Source organism: Helicobacter rappini, from assembly GCF_900198625.1.
Lineage (GTDB): Bacteria > Campylobacterota > Campylobacteria > Campylobacterales > Helicobacteraceae > Helicobacter_A > Helicobacter_A rappini.
Window position 1 is genome coordinate 15,795 of record NZ_FZPK01000003.1, and the last position, 19,931, is coordinate 35,725.

Below are 19,931 nucleotides of genomic sequence, written 5' to 3' on the forward strand. Positions count from 1 at the left end.
ACAAATAAAATTAATGCTATTACAATATACTTTGATTTTTTTATGTTTTAAAGCATATTTTGAGTGATTTTTTGTTACAATTCCTGCGATTAAAGACTGATGAGGAAAATATGGAAACACTGCAATATAAAGACTTTGGTGTGGATATAGACGAGGGCAATAGCTTCGTCCAAGCATTAAAACCACTTGTAAAAGAAACTTTTAATCCGCTTGTTTTAGGCGGTTTGGGTGGCTTTTCTGGTTGCTTTGCCATGCCGACAGGTTACAAAAATCCTATATTATGTGCGGCGACTGATGGCGTTGGCTCAAAGCTTAGTCTAGCCCTTAGTCATAATAAGCTAGATAATATAGGCATTGATTTGGTTGCTATGTGTGTGAATGATCTTATTTGTGATTTTGCTGTGCCTATGTTTTTTCTTGATTATTATGCTACGCATAAGCTTGTGAGTGAAGATGCCTTGCGTATTGTGCGTGGTGTTGCAGAGGGTTGCAAACAGGCAAAATGTGCCTTAATAGGCGGTGAAACTGCAGAAATGCCAAGCGTATATGCAAAGGGTGATTTTGACCTAGCGGGTTTTGCAGTAGGCATTGCAGAAAGAGATGATATACAAAAGCGTTCAAGCATAGCAGAAGGTGATGTGATACTCGGCTTAAAAAGCAGTGGATTTCATAGCAATGGATTCTCTCTTGTGAGGGGCATTATCGATACAAAAAAGATTAATGTAGAGATGGATTTTTTAGGAAAAACACTCATAGATTCTATACTAGAGCCTACTCGAATCTATGTAGAACCATTTTTGCAACATAAAGATTCTATAAAAGGACTAGCCCATATCACAGGCGGGGGTATTAAAGAGAATCTTATCCGCATTTTGCCAGAAAATACACAGGCTATTATTAGTGAAAGTGCCATAGAGATTCCAGAAATTTATCAGTTTTTCCTGCCCTATGTTGATAAAGAAGAGGCATGGCGTGTATTTAATATGGGCGTTGGCATGGTAGTTATCGTGCCAAAAGAAAACGCACAAAAGTTAGCACAAAGTATGCAAGCTAGTGTCATTGGACATATACAGACAGGGCAAAAGCAAGTTATCATAAAGTAGATTCTATGAAACTAAAATTCTATGCGAAATTATATGCTTTACCACTTGGTATTATATGTGCATGTTTTTTAGTATATTATTTTGTTTTTGATTCTCTCACTCAATATCAGCAACGCGTAGTTACTATTACCCAAGTAGAAAATCCACAAAACAATGATGAAATTGATGAAAAAGTGCGTATGAAAGAAGAGCTAGAAAAAATCAAGCAAAGCTCAAATGTCGATTTTATCCACAATACTCTATCGGAAAATCTAAATCGCATTAGCACCTATGCAAACATAGAGTTTGAAGACACAAAAGCAATCGCACAGACAGAACCAAAACAAAAGCCAAGTAACCCACAAAATCGCAGCACAATAGAAGTGAATAAAATTGATAATGTAGATTATGTCCCATATAGACAGATTCACACGCATGAGTTACCAAACGCATTTTCAGCAAATCTAAACTCCCCAACAAACATTAAACTCTACAATACCAACAATCCCTATGATGTGAAAAGCATACAAATCGCACAAAAGAATAAAAAACAATGGGCGACCCCAACCACAAAACAAGCAAAAATCTACCACTTACCAAACACGCAATCAAAGATAATCGCCATTAATAAAGATGGTATCAAAATGCAGGTTATAGACACCAAAAAATCATGGGCTCATGTCCGCTATGCCATCAATAAAGAAACTTTTATAGACGGCTATATCCCTTTACAAAATATACGATTTGTTAATAAATAATACAATCTTAGTTCGGTAGGCTGTGAGAATCTAAAATATAAGAAAAAGTCCTTTAATTGATAGTGCATAGCTTTGTTGTATGAGTGTCAAAGAGACAACGCAACTAAATGAGATTCTAACTTCTCATATTTGTAAAATATTTATTCAACAGAAAACATCCTAAAACATCGAAATTTTGCTATAATTAAAATTAGATTTCATTCTTATTATTTTATTTATAATGTTAAGTAATTTTATATAAAAGGATTCACTTGTTTAAGAAAAAGCAAATTTGGATGAAAGTGCATTTGTATCTTAGTCTATTTTTTCTTCCAGCAGCGCTCATTTATGCAATAACGGGTTCTCTTTATCTCTTTGATATTAAAGAAGAGGCAGGGGCTACTATCCATGAGATTCAAATAGAATCTTTGCCTAAAGGAAAAGAGCAAGACACAATGCTGCAGATTCTAAAGGACAATAATCTAAAGATTCCAAGCGATACAACTTTAAAAATGGTGCGTGGGAATCCTAGCATGGGGTCGATACGATATAGCGTTATGGTGATAAAAGAGAGAGATGGCACGATGAAATTACGGGCGGTTGAGCGTGGATTCTACGGGATTTTGCTGCTTATGCATAAGGGCAAAGGTGGATTTTATTTTGATATTATAGCTATTAGCTTTTCTGTATCTTTGTTTTTATTTTATTTTAGCGGACTTATTATCACTGCATTTTGTAAGCATAAAAGGGGTGCTGCTTTACTTGCCTTTTTCTGTGGGCTTTGTGTTACGGGGCTTATGATATTTTTAAGTATATAGTTTTATCTGTTAAGAGTTGCTATAAAATCATGCAGTTTTGTTTTTACAAGCGTATGATTTTCTATAAACTCATTATGTGCATTTTTGCCGACAAAGTTACTCACGCAAAAGATTCCAATACATGGAATCTGAAAATATTGTGCGACTTTTAAAACGCTGAAAAATTCCATATTCTCAAGCGTAATATTTGCATGACTCATCATCGCATTATATTTATTTGTGTTTGTGATATAGTTACTTGAATTTACAATAACTTGCGGTAATTTCTGAATCTTATCATGTAGATTCTGTATAAATGTTTCATGTGAAACATTATCTTTAAGTTCAAGTTTTACGCTATTATCAATCGGCGTATAAGAATGATTATCTAAAAAACTAAGCTCAATCTGCGTAGCACTATAACTATACGCCATATCACCTATACGCAAACTTTCATCATAGCACCCTGCACTACCTATAAATACAAGCTCTTTTGGTGCATACTGCAAACAAATCTTTGTGAGCCCTATTGCACTAGACACTAAACCCATACCAATACTTTTTGCAAAGACAAACTGCTCACACTCACCCGCACAAATATACATTATACCACCTTAAGATTCTAAAATATTGTTAAAATGCACCCTAAACCCTGCACGCACCCATAAAGATTAAGATTTTAAAATGTTTGGTATTAATAAACTCACAATTTCAAATCTATACAATACTCACTTCGTATTTTTCTAAAATAAATTCTGGATTATACGATAGCTTTGCCTTACGCAAACCCTCTATACCTAAATCTTCTTCACGATTTACATATAAAATATCACTAAAGCAATGGGATAAAAGCTGTTGATTAATCGCTTGATACGCCCCGCGATAGTTAATGTCCGCCTTTTCTATATGGATAATACAAAGATTTTTTGAGATAACTTCACCAAAGCTAAAGGCAATCACTTCGCCATTAAATCGCAAAAGTCCGCCTAAAAATCCCAAATCCGCATAGTTTTCAAACACGCTTATAATGCCTTTTGACTCATTTTGTAGCCCTATATCATTTCCTGCGTTATCCCATTTTCTCCATACATGTAAGAGTTCGCTAAGATTATTCTCACTAATAGATTCAAAGCTAAAGCCTTTATACTCATCAAAGAATCTATTGAGATGGTTTTTCTTTTTATGATATTTGCGTCCGGTAAGCTCGATTAAATCCTGTGTTTTATAGATATAATCGCTTCTATCACGATTCAAAATAGGCGTTATACTATCGCCAAATACTTCGTGTAATAAGTCTAGATTCTGTTTTTCTATTGAATGGAATATAAGATTCTGTCCTTTTTGTTTATAGTGATTATGAAGTGAGATTAAAGCTTTCTTTTTATCCCCGCTACCGATAGGGAAAAAGCAAAATGGTGCTTCATTTGTATAAGTTGTTTCTATAATAAGACAATCATGCAAAATACAAAATGCTATCTTTCTAGCTAAACGCCAGATAAAAAGATTCCCAAAAGAAATATCAGAAATCATAAACTCTTCTTGTTGTAGATATGTATTAATTATTTCCCTATCTTGCAGTGTAATGTCTTTAAATATAATGGCTTGCTGTTCCATGCGTTAGTGCCTTTTTTGTAACAAAGTAAAAGTAAGATTCTATCAAAGTTTCGCTAAGATTATTACAAAAAAGCCGACTTTATAGTTTGTTTGCTATAATGAAAAAACTATCACTAAGGATTCTAAAATGATTAAGATATTAAATATACACGACAAGGATTTTGAGACGGAGTTTAACACTCTTTTAGCGCGTGCAAATACAGATATGGATAGCATTATCCCTGAAGTGTTAAAAACGCTGCAAGATATTAAGCAAAGGGGTGAAGATGCCCTGCTAGATATTGTGAGAAAATATGACTCTTGGAATCCACAGACTTTTAATGATCTAAAAATCGCAGAAGAAGATACCTTTAATGCGTATAAAAATCTAGATTCTAAAACCAAAGACGCATTGCAAATAGCACACGATAGAATCTATACATTCCACGCGAAAAATGCCCCAAAAGGCTTTATCTATCATGATGAATACGCAAATATGCTAGGGCAAAATATTATGCCCATTCAGCGTGCTGGTATCTATATCCCCGGTGGTAAAGCCTTTTATCCAAGCTCACTTTTAATGAATGCAATCCCCGCAAAAGTCGCCGGTGTGAAAGAAATCATTATGGCAAGTCCAACACCCAATAATCATATAAATGAATTAGTGCTTGCAGCGATGTATCTTTGCGGTATTAAAGAGGGGTATAAAATCGGGGGGATTGGTGCTATTGGTATGTTTGCCTATGGTTTTGGCGAGACTAAATGGAGTAAAGATTCTCTTTTTTCACATACAAAGACTACGCAAAAAGGCTTTAAAAAAGTAGATGTTATCACTGGACCGGGAAATATCTATGTCGCCACTGCAAAAAAGCTTGTGTTTGGAGAAGTAAATATTGACATGATAGCAGGTCCTAGCGAGATTGGAATCATCGCAGATTCTCATGCTAATAGCGATTATTTAGCAATAGATATGCTATCACAAGCAGAGCATGATTCTATGGCAAGTGCGATATTAATCACAGATAATAAAGACTTAGCTAAAGAAGTCGCACAAAAGATTGATACAAAGCTAACTCATCTAATGCGTAAAGACATAGCACAAAAAAGCATACAAGAAAGGGGGGCAATCATCATTGTAGAGAATCTCAAACAAGCCGCAATGCTAATGAATGCCATAGCCCCCGAACATTTAGAGATTGTAACGCAAGAGCCTTTCTCACTCTTGGGTGAGATTAAAGCGGCTGGTGCGGTATTCTTAGGGCATTATACACCAGAGGCAATCGGCGATTATCTAGCAGGACCAAATCACACATTGCCAACAGGCGGTAGTGCGAGATTTTTCTCACCACTTGGGGTAGAGCATTTCTGCACGCGTAGTTCTCTTATCTCTTTTTCAAAACAAGGTATTAAAAATCTAGCGAATCCTTGTGCTATCTTAGCTGAAACTGAAGGACTTGAAGCTCACAAACTCTCTGTTATATCGCGTTTGGATTCTATGAAAGATTAAATTATGGAATCTAAGTTGTTGAGTGGATAAAGGATTTTTAATACATATAACATATTATTTTAATGTATAATTAATTCTAAATTTATCCAAAAAGGCAGAATATGTGTGGTATTTTAGGGACAATTCCATCAAGCAATACAGAACTTTTCAATAGGGCATTAACGACAATACATCACAGGGGACCAGATAGTAATGGAGTATTTCATAATGAGAATATAAGTTTCGGTCATACGCGATTAAAAATTGTTGATTTAAGCAATAAGGCAGCCCAACCCATGCACTTTCCCTTAAATATTGACAATGTGGGGGGGGGGGTAACCCAGCAAATAGATACAGCGAAACTGCATATAAAATATAGTCTAGTTTTTAATGGAGAGATTTATAACTTTTTAGAACTACGCGATGAACTCATAGCAAAAGGGTATGTATTTCACACAGATTCTGATAGCGAAGTATTACTTGCTAGTTATGATGCTTATGGGAGTGCTTGTTTAAATAAATTTAATGGCATGTGGGCGTTTGCTATATTTAACCATGAAACAAAAGATCTTTTTCTATCCCGTGATAGGTTTGGCAAAAAGCCTCTTTTTTATGCTTTCATTACTGATGAAAACAATAAAAAGAAATTTGTTTTTGCTTCTGAGATGAAGGCAATCTATCCATTTTTAAAAGATTTAGAGCCTTCCAGCCATTTTAATGATATGATATATAACAAAATATATAGCTATGAATGCACAGAGCATACATTGATAGATGGCATTAAGCGTTTTCCACATGCACATTTTACGATTATAAATACAGATTCTATACAAAATGGTGTAGATAGTCTTAAGCCGCAGAGATATTATCACATACTTGATAATATGCCATATAATCCGCAGACACCAAAACCTTATGAAGATATTGTTGCGGAATTTCGCCATTTATTTTTTGATTCAGTAGCATTAAGAATGCGTTCTGATGTAAGTCTAGGCACAGCCCTTAGTGGCGGAGTAGATTCTAGTGCTACAATATGTGCCATGTCGCATGTAAGCAAAAATAGCACACAACATTTAAGACAATCAAATGATTGGCAGCATGCTTGCATTGCTTGCTTTAAAGATACGCCATTTGATGAGAGTAAGTATGCTAAGGCAGTGTGCGATCATATTCATATACAAGGTGAATTTTTAGAGATTAACCCGGTGGCACATTGGGATAAAATAGAGCATTATTTTTATCTCTTTGAGGATTTATATACAACAAGCCCTGTGCCAATGATCGCAACATATCAAGCCATAAAGCAAAAAGGTGTTACCGTAACACTTGATGGGCATGGCGCAGACGAACTTTTTAGCGGTTATGGACATGTATTGCAATCTTTATGGGATGCAAGATTTAATATTAAACAAATAAAAAATATCTTGCATACTCTTAATGATTCTAGCGAAGCACCAAAACCAACACTAAAACTCTATAAAGATGGAGCCAAATTTCTTTTATCAAGATTCAATAAAAAGATACGAAATAAATTATACACACCCCATGATTCTCATCCTAATTTTAACAAACTTGATTATTTTTCAAAATGGCTTTATGAATTATTTACTCAAGATGTATTACAAACACTTTTGAGAAATTATGATAGATATTCCATGATTAATGGCATAGAAGTGCGTATGCCATTCTTAGATCATAGACTTGTGGAATTTGTCTTTAGCCTACCTTATACATATAAAATTAGAAATGGCTATACAAAGGCACTAATTCGCGATGCTTTGCATGATATTATGCCAGAATCTGTGATTTGGCGTAAAAGCAAGATGGGCTTTGTCTCCCCTATCGTGCAATGGATGCAGCGAGATAGAAAAGAGAATGGATTAAAAGAATGGTTTTTAGATATAGCACACTCTAAAGATTTTTTAGAATGTAATCTAGTGAGAAACCCAAAAGATTTACAAACATTAATTATAAAAATATGCAATAAAGAAGAAAATAATTATAGAGTAGGCGAACAGGTGTGGTGTGAGTTAAACCCTTATCTATGGCAAAAATCGCTAATATTTGCTAAAATATAAAAGTCATGCTTAGCACGAATTTTATATTTGTTCTGAATTCCATACAAATGACATAATGTTACTTTTTGTAAGTTTATATAAAAATATAAATGGCAATTTAGTAATTATTTCAATGAGTTTGTAAAGGACTGCTTTATAATCAAAATAATCTTTGGCTGATATTTTGGCATTTAGTTTCTCGTCGTTTTGAGTGTTGAGCGAAAAATCTTTTTTCAAAGTGTTTTATAGATTCTGTATTTTTAGATACTTTGACTAAAATCTCACTCAAATGCTAAAGGATATAATTTCTCTACTTTTATTGAGTAATTACAAGATTAAAAGTGTAGAATCTATAGATTCTAAGTTTCTAAAACAAACATAGAATCTAAAAAGCCAAAATATCACAATCTTAACTATAAGGATTTTTATGCGACATATTTTATGCCTGTTTTTGTTTTTAAACACATTATTGCCGCTTTATGCGACTGAGAACGCACAAAATAGCACGACACAATGTGCCACAGATGATATAAAGCTAGAGAAAGTAGCTGCATGGCGTGATGAATATAGAATCAACACACAAAATGCGACAATCTATACTGCACCAAATAAGCAGTGCAAACTCGATACAACCATACCTAAGGACACAAAGCTAAAAGTGCTTGGCAAAGTGGATAACTACTATTCCATAAGCTATACGCATGATAAAGAGACTAAACAGGGCTATGTCAGTGTGCAAGATGTTAGTCTAAGTAGCATTGACTTTAATTTCTACTTCACGCTTGTGTGTATGGTGGCAGTTTTATTGCTTGGTAGATTCATTATCGAGCGTGTAAAAGTCTTGAGGGATTATAATATACCAGAGCCTGTTGTAGGTGGGGTTATAACCGCGATTATGATTCTATTAATCTATAAAACATTACAGCTTGAGTTTAAATTTGACACTTCATTATCAGAGCCCTTAATGCTTGCTTTCTTTTCATCAATTGGGCTTAGTGCCGACTTCTCCGCATTGAAAAAAGGCGGGAAAATGCTTACCATATTCCTTGTTATCATCGTTGGTGCGCTTTTTTTGCAAAATATCGTTGGCGTTGGTATATCCTATGCTATGGGTGTAGATCCTTTACTTGGTATGCTTGGCGGGTCTATCACAATGAGTGGCGGGCATGGCACAGGTGCTGCATGGGCTAAGATTTTTGAAGCAGATCCATACAACTTCTCTGCGGCAACGGGTGTAGCTATGGCATGTGCGACTTTTGGGCTTGTTATGGGTGGGCTTATCGGTGGTCCTGTTGCAAGATATCTTATTAAAAAGCATAATCTCAAATTGCCGGGTGCAGAGCATAATAATGATGAAGCACATGGTTTTGAAACGCCGACAAAAGAGAGACTAATCACACCTATTAGCTTTATAGAGAGCCTTGCATTGATTGCAGCATGTTTATTAATCGGTAAAGTGTTAGAAGATGTTATGAAAGATGTCATGCCCGGGCTTAATCTCCCAACATTTGTATATTGCCTTTTCACAGGAGTAATATTGCGTAATACATTGCAAATACTAAACATTCATCAAGTATTTGATAGAGAAGTGTCTGTGTTAGGCAATGTCTCACTCTCTTTGTTCCTTGCATTTGCGATGATGACACTAAATCTCTGGCAGTTACTAGCCCTTGCATTACCATTGATTGTAATCCTTGTATCACAAGCGGTGCTAATGATACTTTATGCAGTATTTGTTACATTTAGATTCTGTGGTAAAGATTATGACGCTGCAGTCCTTGCGGCTGGACATTGTGGTTTTGGATTAGGTGCTACACCGACTGCTATGGTAAATATGCAGGCAGTTACCTCACATTATGGACCAAGCCACATGGCATTTATTATCGTGCCACTATGCGGCGCATTTTTTATTGATATTATCAATGCGATTGTGATTAAAGGCTCACTTTCATTTTTGATTTAGGTTTTATAGTCTTGTAAATGTATGCTTTAGCCTTGTAACTTATCTAAATTTTTAGGTAAGCACAAGGGGTTTCGAATAAATCTATACTTAAGCAAAACACCCAAGCATAAAATCTAAAACAACCTTTTAACCTCATCTCACACAGGCAAAACAATAAAAAAAAGTAAATTGATTGTGATATATCCCACATAAGATTCCAAAACCCCAAAAGTTTAAGGCTTAATAGAATCTATCACACATAGTATCATCTTAATGCGAAGCCATGCTATACTATAAAATATCGGTGCAAGTATGAGACATATAATCCCAAGTGGCAACACAAAGCGACCGACTAATCCCGCACATAGCACAATATAAAATGCACTCATAAAGAGTTTTTCCCCTGTAATCTTACCTAAAAGCCTTAAGTATAGAATCATGCCTATAAATATACTGATTGATGAAAATCCTATAAAGCCAAAGAAGAGTTCACCACTCATCTCAATACCAAAGATTCCAGAAAATAACGCTAATAATGTAATAAAATACATACTACCAGATGACATAAAAAAATAAAACATAAGTGTCTTACTTTGTGCCTGTATGGCGATTTGCTTTGTGAGTAAAAACTGCATATACGCTGCGATAAAAAGCGGTATTACAAATATAGGCAATATAAAGTTACAAACTAGCATGATTTTTACTCTGCGTTTAAAAAGTGTGATATTTTCAAGCGGGATAATATAACCCTTTGGTGTAGTTTCTGCATGTATTTGGCTTGTATTTGTTGATATAGATTCTGTGGTTGTGTGTTGATTGTTTTGTGGTGTTATCTCTATATCAATATTACAAGCTATGTCATTATGTATATCAAAAATAACTTGCCTGTTGATTAATGAATAGCCTTGTATATCATAAAGATTATTAATGTGTGTAAGGGATAATTCATATATTTCGCCATTATCTGCTTTAATAAAGCCATTTGATAAAATCACACCTTTTAATCTTTCGTTTTGCACTATCACTCCTTATTTGTTGTAATTATAGTAAAAAAGCGTGATTTCATATAAAGTATTATGGTGTATGTTTAGACAAATTTTTGGATAGATTTATACATATAATAATTATATTATTCAAGGGGTTATTAGGACCTTTAATCCCCTTTCCACCTAACACTTGATTTGTGAAAACATAAATGTTATTCGCCATAATTCGCAATTCTATATTTACAACAACAAAATATCTTTCTATTTTTCTATTTTAATTCAACATTTAATCACTTCTTAAAATGCACTTGACTCGTTTTTTTTGTAAAATCGGCTTTCTATTTTTTATGAAAGGATAAACATGAGATTATCAAAATCTTTGATTGTAGGCACATTTTTAGGTGGTGCGTTTTTTATTTCTGGTTGTTCGCAGAATATCGCAAAGTTTTCAGTTGCAACGACAGGTAATATGAATATGCCATCAAATTTACAAAAAGGCACAACCGTTGAGGGCAAGGATTGTATTACTAGAGTTTTTGGAATCCCATTTGGCAATAGGAATAATAGGGTAAGTAATGCTGTTGGCAAGGCGTTAGATAAGGCGACGAAGAAAGGACAACCAAACGATGCGCTTGTAAATGTGGATATTCGTTCAAGCTCTTGGAATATTATTATTTTTGGCAGACAATGTATAATTGCAAAAGGACAGCCAATAGGAGTTTCTTCTGCAAATGATTCTAAAGCAAGTAAAAAAGAAAGCAAAGATAGCTAGTTCGCAATAGCACAAAGGGTGTTGAATGTGAAAGCGACAAATACTCTAAGATAAGTGGCATAATAGTTTATTGTGTTGTAAACTTGGCTATCAACAATGGCTATTTGAATCTAAAACAAGATTTATTGTGTTTAGATTCTATGTTTTTTGTCATATCTGCTTGTAAGCAATTTGCTTGTCTTTATCGAGCAAATTTAGTAGTATAGGGCTATTGTGTAACTTCTAATGCTTTTCTACGCTTTGATATTATTAAAAAGTTAGTTGTTGTATTAAATTTGAGTGAAATATTGGTTGGGAATACAATATTCACCAAAACCTTACAAGGCTATTTTCGACTCACTATATCTTGTAACTTTTCTATAATTTCATTGATGGCTACAATCTCATCAGTTTCATTCATATTTTGCGTTGTTTTATGCAAAATCACAAAATATTTAGAATCCATATTATCACCAGACCAAAGATAGCTATCTCTCTTGCTACATAGCCATATTAAAGGCATATTAAGATTATTTGCAAGATGACTAATTGCTGTGCTAGGGCTAATAAGGGCTATGCTTTGCTCCAGTAAAGCCACAAGGTTTATTAAATCATCATCATTATAAAATATAGATACATTATGTAAAGATTGAAGTTTTAATAATTCTGTATTGCCCGCTTCATTGCCTTTATATGTTGGTATAACAAAATGCAGGTTTGGATATAACCCTGATAGTTTATATAGAAGTTTTTCATATCCGCACAAGGTGAGATTGCAAAATGTGCTACGCACAAATGGATTAACTACCACGATTTTTTGTTGTATATGTCTAGATTCTATAAATTCTTTAATCTTTGCCTTATTTTTGTCGCTACTTTTGAATCTAATATAAGAGTAGTCTATCGTAGCTATATTTTTATCATAATACTTGGGGTTAATTTTTCTAACAAGTTGCAACATGCGTTGATATTGTGGAGTGTGGTTTAAATGCTTTGGGATAAACACGCTCTCAAAGCGGAAATGCAGGGCATTCGCAAAAGTCATAAAAGTAATTATGCGTTTGCATGCCGTCTGTGCTAGAAGTTTGCATTTAGCTCTATTTGGCTGTGTGAGAATGAATATATCAAAATTATTCGCATTGATATCTTTAATGAGACTTTCGTTATCCATAGATTCTATATTGATTATGGAATCTATAAATTCAAATTGTGCGTATAAAGTTACCCCCCCCCCCCGCAAGAATTAGTATAAACGATGATTTTAGAATCTCTATATAAATGTCGCAGGGCATACATAGCATGTAACACCACTATATTATCACCGATTAATCCTGCTCGGTAGAATCCTATATTCATCAATTATTTTCTTTAAGCCTATAAATACCCAAGCATACGCTTAAAGAAACTCTTAAAGCCTTTAGATTCTAAAAGCATATTATGCTCCATGTCTGTAATCTCATGTGCTAAAAGTGCGGCAATATCACCTATGCCTACCGATACGCTATTAAATGGCTCTACTTTTGTAATTAACGCACGATTTCTTGTAGCCTTATTCACCGCAGCGTTTAGCTCAAGCCCACCTAGAAACTTTAGCGTAAGGTGTGGTATATGCTTTTTTGTAATGCTCTCCATGCGATCAAACACTGCAAGGGCTTCTTTTTGACTTTTACACATGTTTATCACCATAAAGATTTGCTTCTTTGTATGTGCGTTTAGCTTGATAGTCGCATACGCATCTGTAATGGCTGAAGGATCTGGCATAGTAACCACGATAATATGCTCACATGCTTGCAGTGTAGATTGATTGAGCGGACCGATACCTGCCCCCGTGTCAATTAGCAAAAAGTCAAGCGTATCAAGGATATTGCTCTCATGTATGAAATTCTCCACAATGTTGAGATTATTCCCCGCATATTTTAGAATCTCTTCGCCGCTATCGCCGGGTATGAGATAGAGATTTGGCTCTATTTCATACACGACCTCATCGATACTTACCTCGCCCTTCATCGCGTGAAGAATGTTTTTATCGGTTTTAATGCCAAAGATAAGATCAAGATTTGCTAGTCCAATATCCGCGTCAAATACGCCGACTTTAAAGCCTAGCTTATTGAGTTTATAGGCAAGGTTTGCGCTAAGAGTGGATTTGCCTACGCCACCCTTACCTGAAGTAATAGCGACATATTTTGTATTCGCTTTATTTCTCATCATGGTTTCTAGCTGTTTTGCCTGATTTTCAATCATTCGACTTCCTTGCCTTGCTTAAAAAGGGTGTATTCATCAACTTAAATTTCCTATTGTTCTTCATTATTGCAAGATTCTACCGAAAGCAGGATTCTAGCAAAAAATTAATAAATTTATCACTAGAAACAAACGCTATCGTTATAGAAATCCACGCTACGCCATAAAAGAAACTCCAAAATCACAATTGTTAAAGATTTTCATAATAACACATGCAAGAAGTATTCCATAGGCAGTTTTTAAGGGATTACTTTATATTTCAAAACAAAAGTAATTTGTCCGCATGGAATCTATTTTAATCTACAACAGCACAAAGCAATCACACCGGTAAAATCTATGCAATATTGCGATATAATGACACTTTTATAACAATTAGCCTTTTATGAATATAAGAATATATAAGGGAGAAGCAATGATTATTGGCATTCCAAAAGAGATTATGAATCACGAGCATAGAGTGGGGCTTGTGCCAAGTGATGTGGCATTATTACAACAATCAAGCACAAATCACACTATTTATGTAGAAGATGGCTTAGGTAGCAGCATAGGCTATACAAATAAGGATTATGAAAGAGCAGGGGCAAAGATTGTCTCAAATGCTAAGAAAATATGGGAAGATTCTGAACTGATTGTAAAATGTAAAGAGCCTATTGAATCTGAGTTTAAATATCTGCGAAATGATATGATTCTATATAGCTTCCTTGATCTTGCTTACTCCAAAGAGCTTGCAAGTGCGTTGGTAGAATCTAGGGTTACTTCAATATGTGGTGAGACGATAGCCGGACCAAAGGGGAATTATCCCATATTAGCGGCGATGAGTGAAGTAACAGGTAAGTTTGCCGCACAGCATGCCGCGACATTGCTTGCTACAAACTATGGCGGTCGGGGTGTGCTTATTGGCGGTTGTGCTGGTGTAGCCCCTGCGAAAGCGGTGGTTGTCGGTGGCGGTGCGGTAGGTATGAATGCGGCACGAATACTAGTAGGCATGGGCGCTGATGTAAGTGTGCTTGACATTGATACGCAAAAGATAGCAAACCACCCACTTACACTAGAGAATAGAATCAAGGTGCTATACGCAAATGAAGATTCTATAACACAAGCATTGAGCGGAGCAGACATACTCATCGGTGCGGTTTTAGTAACTGCAACGGCTACCCCAAAGGTTATCACAAGAGAGCATTTAAGACTTATGAATAAAGGCGGTGTCGTGCTAGATGTGTCCGTGGATCTTGGCGGCTGCATTGAGACTTCAAGGCAGACAACACATGATGATCCAACCTATGTTGAAGAGGGCTTAATCCATTATGGTGTGCCAAATATCCCCGGTGTGATTGCACGAACTTCAAGTATTACCTACTCTTATGAGTCTCTGCCCTATGTGCAATGTATCGCAAATAAAGGTTGGAGAGAAATGCTAAAAATGCCTGGTGCAATCGGTGGCTTAAATGCTTATGATGGTAAAATCGCCTTAGAATCTGTGGCAAAAAGCTTTTCATTACCCTACATTGACACAAAAAGCGTGCTGTAAAAGGGGGTAATATGCAGAATACAATAAAAGATTCTATAAATTCAAAAGATTCGGTAAATTCAGGGCAAACTCGCACACTCGCATGGACTTTTTTGATTATTGCGATTTTGCTTGAAGTTGGTGGTGTGGCTATGCTAAATGCTATCCCTTTATGGCTTGAGCCTTTTAGTAGTGATGGTGTTGTAGATATTGCTTCTGTGGAAGTAGCCCCGCCAATGATAGCAAAAGCTGTTATGCTAAGCATGATCGCGGCTTCATATTACTGCATGTCTCTTGCCTTGCGTAAAATCGCCTTAGGCGTGGCATATTCTGTGTGGGAGATTGTAGGTATGATTGGAATCTTATTTATATCTTTTCTCTTTTTCCCACCAAATCTCACAATAAAAGAATATATAGGCATAGCAGTTGGCTTTGTGGGTATTATATGTGTGATTCTAGGCGAAGAGCCGCATTAAGCAAGATTTTTATATATTAACTAAAGCTGAAACTAAATTTTGTGTATGATGCAATAGATTCTAAAGTTTTGGTGCATTTAGAATCTAAATTAGATTACTTCCCTTTTGCATGTTGGATTTGATTAATATATTGATAGTTTATATTAATGACATGTTTTCTTGGCAGGGAAGTGGCGATCTTTTCTAGCACGGATTCAAAATCAGAGAAAAGATAGTTTGCCATGCTGCCAGGGATTGGATTAATCTCGTTTAGATAGATTTTATCACTAGATACGAAAAAATCACATCGTATAAGCGCACCCTCAAATGTTGTATTATAAATTTTTTTGAATGCTTCATGCAAATTCTTTGTTAAAGATTCTGTAATTTCTGCATTTTTAATCTCTTCTGTCCTAGAAAAATCTAAATATTTATCCTCAAATCCTAATAAATCTTTTTTCACTGGTTCTTCAATAAGCGATAAGATAAACTCGCCATTTACCTTTGTTCCAGCCAAATTATACTCTTTTATCCCCTTTTTAAATGGCTCAATAATGACTTCATTGCTAAACTCAAACGCACAATCAAGCCCATAAGAAAGCTTTGCTTGATCTTCAACTACGCATACGCCAATAGAGCTGCCAAGACATGTGGGCTTAATGATATAGGGCAGTTCAAATGGAATCTCGCAAGTCTCATTTCGCTTTAACACATAGTAGGGAAGTGTTTCAACACCGCATTCTTTTGCATAAAGCTTTGTTAATCTCTTGTTATAGCTTAATATGCTAGCCTCAAGTCGTGGTCCAATGTAGGCGATTTTATAAAAGTCAAATAAGCCAGATAGCACGCCATCTTCGCCATCACCGCCGTGTATGAGATTGAGTAGTAAGCCTGTATTTAGCATCTTTTTCTTACCTAAAAAGCCAGATTCATAGAATCCACCCGCACCGATTTCAATCTTTTTAGCTTGTTTATAGGCTAGGCTGCTGAAATATTTTGACTTCATATTGCTAGATTCTATAAGGTAGAAATCATGATTAGAATCAAGGAAAATAAAATGTGTGATTTTAATGTTTTTACCAAGTTTTTGTGCCATAGTAATAGCACTTACAATGCTTATCTCATGCTCATAACTTATACCGCCAAAAATAATGCTAAGATTCAAATTTATTCCTTTGTTAAAAGTTTTTGTAATTTTACACTATTTTATGTTGAGTTTAAAAGTAACGCTTTATAAAATAGCTTGAAATTTACATGAATTATTATATAGATTTGCTGCAAATGTAAGGGTTTTGTAACATAGGGTTATAATATAAATTATCACAAAACAACGATTTTTAGAATCTTGATTAAAGATCTAGCACTTCAAAGTAAAAACCATTGAAACACTAGACTCTTGATTAAAGGGAATTTATGGGGTTTTGCACCAAACTTTCACTTGAATAACATTCTTGCAAAGTAAGGCACAAGTCTTAGCTTATTTTATTGTGGGGATATATTTTGCTAATGCTTCAATATCTTCTTCACTAAGCTTTGCAGTTTGAGCTTTCATTTGAGCGCCCATTTTGTAGCGATTAAGCTTACCTGCTTTATACTCAAGTAAGTCTTTTTTAATTTCATCGCTACTTAGATTTTTTACAACAGCTGTCTTATTAAGATAAGACTTTTCCATTTTTGCACCATGGCAAGTTTTACATTGCTTCGCAATGATTGCAGCTGGATCACTCGCCGCAAATGCAACACTACCTAAACCTACAACAACCATCAATGGTAACATCTTTCTCATAATCTATCCTTTCTGTAATTTGATTAAGCTTCAATTATACACTTTTTTTATTATTTCAAGCTTAATAATGGTAATAAAAACGCAGAGAAACAACATTTTTTAGCAAAAAAGTCTCATGTTTAAGAGAAAAACTTCTTTGCTTGTCGTATTTTCTCCATTTGTTGTCGTGTATCATGTTGGCTAGATTCTAGTAAATCTATGGTTTGAGATATAAGCTCTTTTGCTATATCTAAATATTCTAGCAATTCTTTATCCGCATTATTCATAGACATGCTTGTATCAAAAGGTAGATTCTGTGTTAGCATAAATGCTTCTTGTGTATTATTTTCAATAAGAGCGATTTTAAAGGCTTTAATCCATTGTTCTATCTTAGCTTTATCATACTGCATACTTTTTCCTGTATCAATGCTTTTGTAGATTTAGTGAATTTATCAATTAGCTGATTCTTGAGCCATTCACTCTTGCATGTTCTGTGCGTAAAAGGCTTAAACCATTTTCATCTTTACATGCTAGAATCATGCCTTGACTGATTTCACCCATAAGCTTTGCTGGGGCTAAGTTTGCTAATACACATGCTTGTGTGCCAATGAGATTTTCTGTATCATAAAATTCAGCAATACCTGCGATGATTTGACGCGGTTTTTCTTCACCTAAATCAACTTGTAGCTTTAAAAGCTTTTTGCTTTTTGGGAGTTTTTCTGCGGCAATAATTGTGCCGACTTTAATGACTATTTGCTGAAAATAGTCAATATTAATCGTATCGTTTATGCATGGCTTATGGATAGAATCTTTTTCTTTTTGTGGCTTATTTTCTACAAAAGGTTGGTGCATTGTCTTCATGCGTGGTTCTTCTATCTTTGGAAAAAGCACACAAACTTTTTGTATCATAAAATCTTGTATGTATCCTTGCTTTATTATCAGTGTATCAAACTGCTTAGAATCTATGCTGATATTTAATGCCTTGCTTATCTCTTTGCATGAGTTAGGCAGTATTGGATAAAGAAGTAAGGCTGCTTTTGCAAGGATATTTGCAATAAGATTCAAAAAGGCTTTACATTCTATACTTTTTTCTTGCTTCATAAGTTCCCAAGGGGCAATTTGTGTAATCATAGTATTTGCTAGATAGAAAAGTTCCCATACAGACTCTAAAAATTTATGCGGCTGCATAGAATCCATATAGGCTAAACTTTGATTAATAATGCGGGAAATCTCTTCTTTCTGTGAGATATATGCGTTTTCATCATAACTTTTACTTAAATCAAACTGAAAATATTTTTCACTCATGCCAATAAGTCTATTTAACAGATTCCCTAAATCATTGCTTAACTCCCCATTATTGCGATTTATAAGGGCTATTTGTGAGAAGTCGCCATCTTGTCCAAACGGCACTTCGCGTAATAAAAAGTAGCGGAATATATCGGTAGGATAAGCGTTTTTAATATCAAGCGGGTGGATTACATTACCGATACTTTTACTCATTTTCACACCATCGATAGTCCACCAGCCATGCACTAAAATGTGCTTTGGCAGTGGCAAATCTAAACTCATAAGGAATGCAGGCCAATATATCGCATGAAATCGCAATATATCCTTACCTACAATATGCGTTGTGTTATTAAAGTATTCCATTTTAGATTCTAAACATGGATTTTGCTCCATTTTATAGCTTAGCTGCTCTTTTGCGTTATTATAGTCTAGTCCATAGCCAAGCGCACTAGCATAGTTCATCAACGCATCAAGCCATACATAAATGATATGCTTGCTATCACGCAATTTTAATGGAATCTTAATCCCCCACTCAAAGCTTATGCGAGTAATGGATAAATCTTGTAAGCCTTGCTCTACAAATTTTATAACTTCATTTCTTTTGTGTGAAGGCACAATGCAGTCTGGATTCTCTCTATACCATGCTAAAAGTTTGTCTTGATACTTTGAAAGGGCAAAAAAATAACTCTCTTCTTTGACTAGGCGAGTTTCTTTCTTACCGCTACAATCAGGGCAGTAGATTCCATCTATGACTTGTGTTTGTGTGAAAAAGCTCTCACAGCCAACACAATACATACCCTCATAAGCCCCCTTATAAATATCCCCCCTATCATACATAATCTCAAAGGCTTTTTGCACGGATAGAATATGCTCAAAATAAGTTGTGCGGATAAATTTATCATAATCTATGTCGTATTCACGCCATGTATCGCGGAATTTCTCACTGATAGAATTTGCATATTCAATCGTTTTTATCCCATGCTTTTTTGCCGCTTCCTCTATCTTTTGTCCATGCTCATCTGTGCCTGTAAGGAAAAATACATCATTGCCCCTAAGAGTCCAATATTTTTTCATAACATCAGCAAGAATGGTAGTATAAGCATGTCCAATGTGTGGCACATCATTGACATAGTAAATAGGCGTTGTTAATAATTTCTTCATTTAAGTCCTTTTATGCGTTTATTATATATAAATAAAAAGTTTTAATTATACTTGATTTTGTTGGTTTTTTGCAGTTTTAAATGTTTG

General features: G+C 35.0%; 19 protein-coding genes. 9 read left to right on the top strand and 10 right to left on the bottom strand.

The genetic code is table 11. From position 1 onward, the window contains the following. Window positions 1-110 precede the first annotated feature (110 nt). The 3 genes from purM (at window position 111) to C6H17_RS00300 (ending at window position 2,637) form a co-directional block, all read left to right on the top strand. Window positions 111-1,103 carry a phosphoribosylformylglycinamidine cyclo-ligase gene (purM, locus tag C6H17_RS00290; protein ID WP_005216620.1) on the top strand — a complete coding sequence of 331 codons (993 nt, stop codon included), beginning with the start codon at window positions 111-113 and terminating at the stop codon, window positions 1,101-1,103. 5 nt (window positions 1,104-1,108) lie between these two features. Then, a complete protein-coding gene (locus C6H17_RS00295; RefSeq protein WP_005216619.1) occupies window positions 1,109-1,840 on the top strand; it encodes a hypothetical protein in 732 nt (243 codons plus the stop codon). Window positions 1,841-2,091: 251 nt separating this feature from the next. Continuing rightward, window positions 2,092-2,637, top strand: coding sequence for a hypothetical protein (locus tag C6H17_RS00300; protein ID WP_005216618.1), 546 nt, complete (start codon window positions 2,092-2,094; stop codon window positions 2,635-2,637). Window positions 2,638-2,639: 2 nt separating this feature from the next. Here C6H17_RS00300 and C6H17_RS00305 read toward each other — a convergent pair whose 3' ends face one another. Together C6H17_RS00305 and C6H17_RS00310 are read right to left on the bottom strand one after the other, a co-directional pair. Then, window positions 2,640-3,221: a purine-nucleoside phosphorylase gene (locus C6H17_RS00305; RefSeq protein WP_005216617.1), complete on the bottom strand. Its 582-nt coding sequence runs from the start codon at window positions 3,219-3,221 to the stop codon at window positions 2,640-2,642. A gap of 112 nt (window positions 3,222-3,333) precedes the next feature. Further along, window positions 3,334-4,230: a DUF2156 domain-containing protein gene (locus C6H17_RS00310; protein WP_005216616.1), complete on the bottom strand. Its 897-nt coding sequence runs from the start codon at window positions 4,228-4,230 to the stop codon at window positions 3,334-3,336. A 127-nt stretch (window positions 4,231-4,357) separates the two neighbouring features. Here C6H17_RS00310 and hisD point away from each other — a divergent pair, with 127 nt between their 5' ends. From hisD to gltS, 3 genes are all read left to right on the top strand, one after another. Beyond that, window positions 4,358-5,716, top strand: coding sequence for a histidinol dehydrogenase (hisD, locus tag C6H17_RS00315; protein ID WP_005216615.1), 1,359 nt, complete (start codon window positions 4,358-4,360; stop codon window positions 5,714-5,716). 101 nt (window positions 5,717-5,817) lie between these two features. Beyond that, a complete protein-coding gene (gene asnB / locus C6H17_RS00320; RefSeq protein WP_005216614.1) occupies window positions 5,818-7,773 on the top strand; it encodes an asparagine synthase (glutamine-hydrolyzing) in 1,956 nt (651 codons plus the stop codon). 712 nt (window positions 7,774-8,485) lie between these two features. After that, window positions 8,486-9,715 carry a sodium/glutamate symporter gene (gltS, locus tag C6H17_RS00325; protein ID WP_005216613.1) on the top strand — a complete coding sequence of 410 codons (1,230 nt, stop codon included), beginning with the start codon at window positions 8,486-8,488 and terminating at the stop codon, window positions 9,713-9,715. Between the two features lie 212 nt (window positions 9,716-9,927). Here the strand turns inward: gltS and C6H17_RS00330 are convergent, their stop codons facing one another. Continuing rightward, window positions 9,928-10,713, bottom strand: a complete 786-nt coding sequence (locus C6H17_RS00330) for a hypothetical protein (RefSeq protein ID WP_020995424.1) — start codon at window positions 10,711-10,713, stop codon at window positions 9,928-9,930. Between the two features lie 328 nt (window positions 10,714-11,041). Here C6H17_RS00330 and C6H17_RS00335 point away from each other — a divergent pair, with 328 nt between their 5' ends. Then, window positions 11,042-11,452 (top strand): hypothetical protein, encoded by a 411-nt coding sequence (locus C6H17_RS00335; protein WP_005216611.1) that lies wholly within the window; start codon window positions 11,042-11,044, stop codon window positions 11,450-11,452. Window positions 11,453-11,777: 325 nt separating this feature from the next. Here the strand turns inward: C6H17_RS00335 and C6H17_RS00340 are convergent, their stop codons facing one another. The 3 genes from C6H17_RS00340 to C6H17_RS00345 are packed head-to-tail and all read right to left on the bottom strand — an operon-like array spanning window position 11,778 to window position 13,672. Beyond that, window positions 11,778-12,671, bottom strand: a complete 894-nt coding sequence (locus C6H17_RS00340; RefSeq protein ID WP_233714075.1) for a glycosyltransferase family 9 protein — start codon at window positions 12,669-12,671, stop codon at window positions 11,778-11,780. Further along, window positions 12,653-12,790: a hypothetical protein gene (locus C6H17_RS12025; RefSeq protein WP_158654997.1), complete on the bottom strand. Its 138-nt coding sequence runs from the start codon at window positions 12,788-12,790 to the stop codon at window positions 12,653-12,655. Before C6H17_RS12025 ends, C6H17_RS00340 begins: the two co-directional genes overlap by 19 nt. A gap of 15 nt (window positions 12,791-12,805) precedes the next feature. Beyond that, the gene (locus tag C6H17_RS00345) at window positions 12,806-13,672 is read right to left on the bottom strand and encodes a P-loop NTPase (RefSeq protein ID WP_005216607.1); all 867 of its coding nucleotides are present in this window, start codon (window positions 13,670-13,672) and stop codon (window positions 12,806-12,808) included. A gap of 409 nt (window positions 13,673-14,081) precedes the next feature. Here C6H17_RS00345 and C6H17_RS00350 point away from each other — a divergent pair, with 409 nt between their 5' ends. Beyond that, the gene (locus C6H17_RS00350) at window positions 14,082-15,197 is read left to right on the top strand and encodes an alanine dehydrogenase (RefSeq protein ID WP_020995422.1); all 1,116 of its coding nucleotides are present in this window, start codon (window positions 14,082-14,084) and stop codon (window positions 15,195-15,197) included. A gap of 11 nt (window positions 15,198-15,208) precedes the next feature. Beyond that, window positions 15,209-15,652 (top strand): DMT family transporter, encoded by a 444-nt coding sequence (locus tag C6H17_RS00355; RefSeq protein WP_005216605.1) that lies wholly within the window; start codon window positions 15,209-15,211, stop codon window positions 15,650-15,652. Window positions 15,653-15,746: 94 nt separating this feature from the next. Here the strand turns inward: C6H17_RS00355 and C6H17_RS00360 are convergent, their stop codons facing one another. From C6H17_RS00360 to metG, 4 genes are all read right to left on the bottom strand, one after another. Then, complete coding sequence (locus C6H17_RS00360; protein ID WP_005216598.1) at window positions 15,747-16,796, bottom strand: D-alanine--D-alanine ligase; 1,050 nt, start codon at window positions 16,794-16,796, stop codon at window positions 15,747-15,749. Window positions 16,797-17,108: 312 nt separating this feature from the next. Next, window positions 17,109-17,417, bottom strand: coding sequence for a c-type cytochrome (locus C6H17_RS00365; protein ID WP_004086368.1), 309 nt, complete (start codon window positions 17,415-17,417; stop codon window positions 17,109-17,111). 119 nt (window positions 17,418-17,536) lie between these two features. Beyond that, window positions 17,537-17,806, bottom strand: a complete 270-nt coding sequence (locus C6H17_RS00370) for a hypothetical protein (RefSeq protein WP_004086370.1) — start codon at window positions 17,804-17,806, stop codon at window positions 17,537-17,539. Between the two features lie 46 nt (window positions 17,807-17,852). Further along, the gene (metG, locus tag C6H17_RS00375; protein ID WP_005216595.1) at window positions 17,853-19,844 is read right to left on the bottom strand and encodes a methionine--tRNA ligase; all 1,992 of its coding nucleotides are present in this window, start codon (window positions 19,842-19,844) and stop codon (window positions 17,853-17,855) included. Window positions 19,845-19,931: the final 87 nt, after the last annotated feature.

What these genes read in the sequence shown, in the direction of transcription:
- hisD (WP_005216615.1), top strand. Translation starts at nt 4,358, where the DNA reads ATGATTAAGATATTAAATATACACGACAAGGATTTTGAGACGGAGTTT.
- C6H17_RS00305 (WP_005216617.1), bottom strand. Translation starts at nt 3,221, where the DNA reads ATGTATATTTGTGCGGGTGAGTGTGAGCAGTTTGTCTTTGCAAAAAGT.
- metG (WP_005216595.1), bottom strand. Translation starts at nt 19,844, where the DNA reads ATGAAGAAATTATTAACAACGCCTATTTACTATGTCAATGATGTGCCA.
- purM (WP_005216620.1), top strand. Translation starts at nt 111, where the DNA reads ATGGAAACACTGCAATATAAAGACTTTGGTGTGGATATAGACGAGGGC.
- C6H17_RS00355 (WP_005216605.1), top strand. Translation starts at nt 15,209, where the DNA reads ATGCAGAATACAATAAAAGATTCTATAAATTCAAAAGATTCGGTAAAT.
- C6H17_RS00365 (WP_004086368.1), bottom strand. Translation starts at nt 17,417, where the DNA reads ATGAGAAAGATGTTACCATTGATGGTTGTTGTAGGTTTAGGTAGTGTT.
- C6H17_RS00345 (WP_005216607.1), bottom strand. Translation starts at nt 13,672, where the DNA reads ATGATTGAAAATCAGGCAAAACAGCTAGAAACCATGATGAGAAATAAA.
- C6H17_RS00350 (WP_020995422.1), top strand. Translation starts at nt 14,082, where the DNA reads ATGATTATTGGCATTCCAAAAGAGATTATGAATCACGAGCATAGAGTG.
- C6H17_RS00310 (WP_005216616.1), bottom strand. Translation starts at nt 4,230, where the DNA reads ATGGAACAGCAAGCCATTATATTTAAAGACATTACACTGCAAGATAGG.
- C6H17_RS00295 (WP_005216619.1), top strand. Translation starts at nt 1,109, where the DNA reads ATGAAACTAAAATTCTATGCGAAATTATATGCTTTACCACTTGGTATT.
- asnB (WP_005216614.1), top strand. Translation starts at nt 5,818, where the DNA reads ATGTGTGGTATTTTAGGGACAATTCCATCAAGCAATACAGAACTTTTC.
- C6H17_RS00370 (WP_004086370.1), bottom strand. Translation starts at nt 17,806, where the DNA reads ATGCAGTATGATAAAGCTAAGATAGAACAATGGATTAAAGCCTTTAAA.
- C6H17_RS00335 (WP_005216611.1), top strand. Translation starts at nt 11,042, where the DNA reads ATGAGATTATCAAAATCTTTGATTGTAGGCACATTTTTAGGTGGTGCG.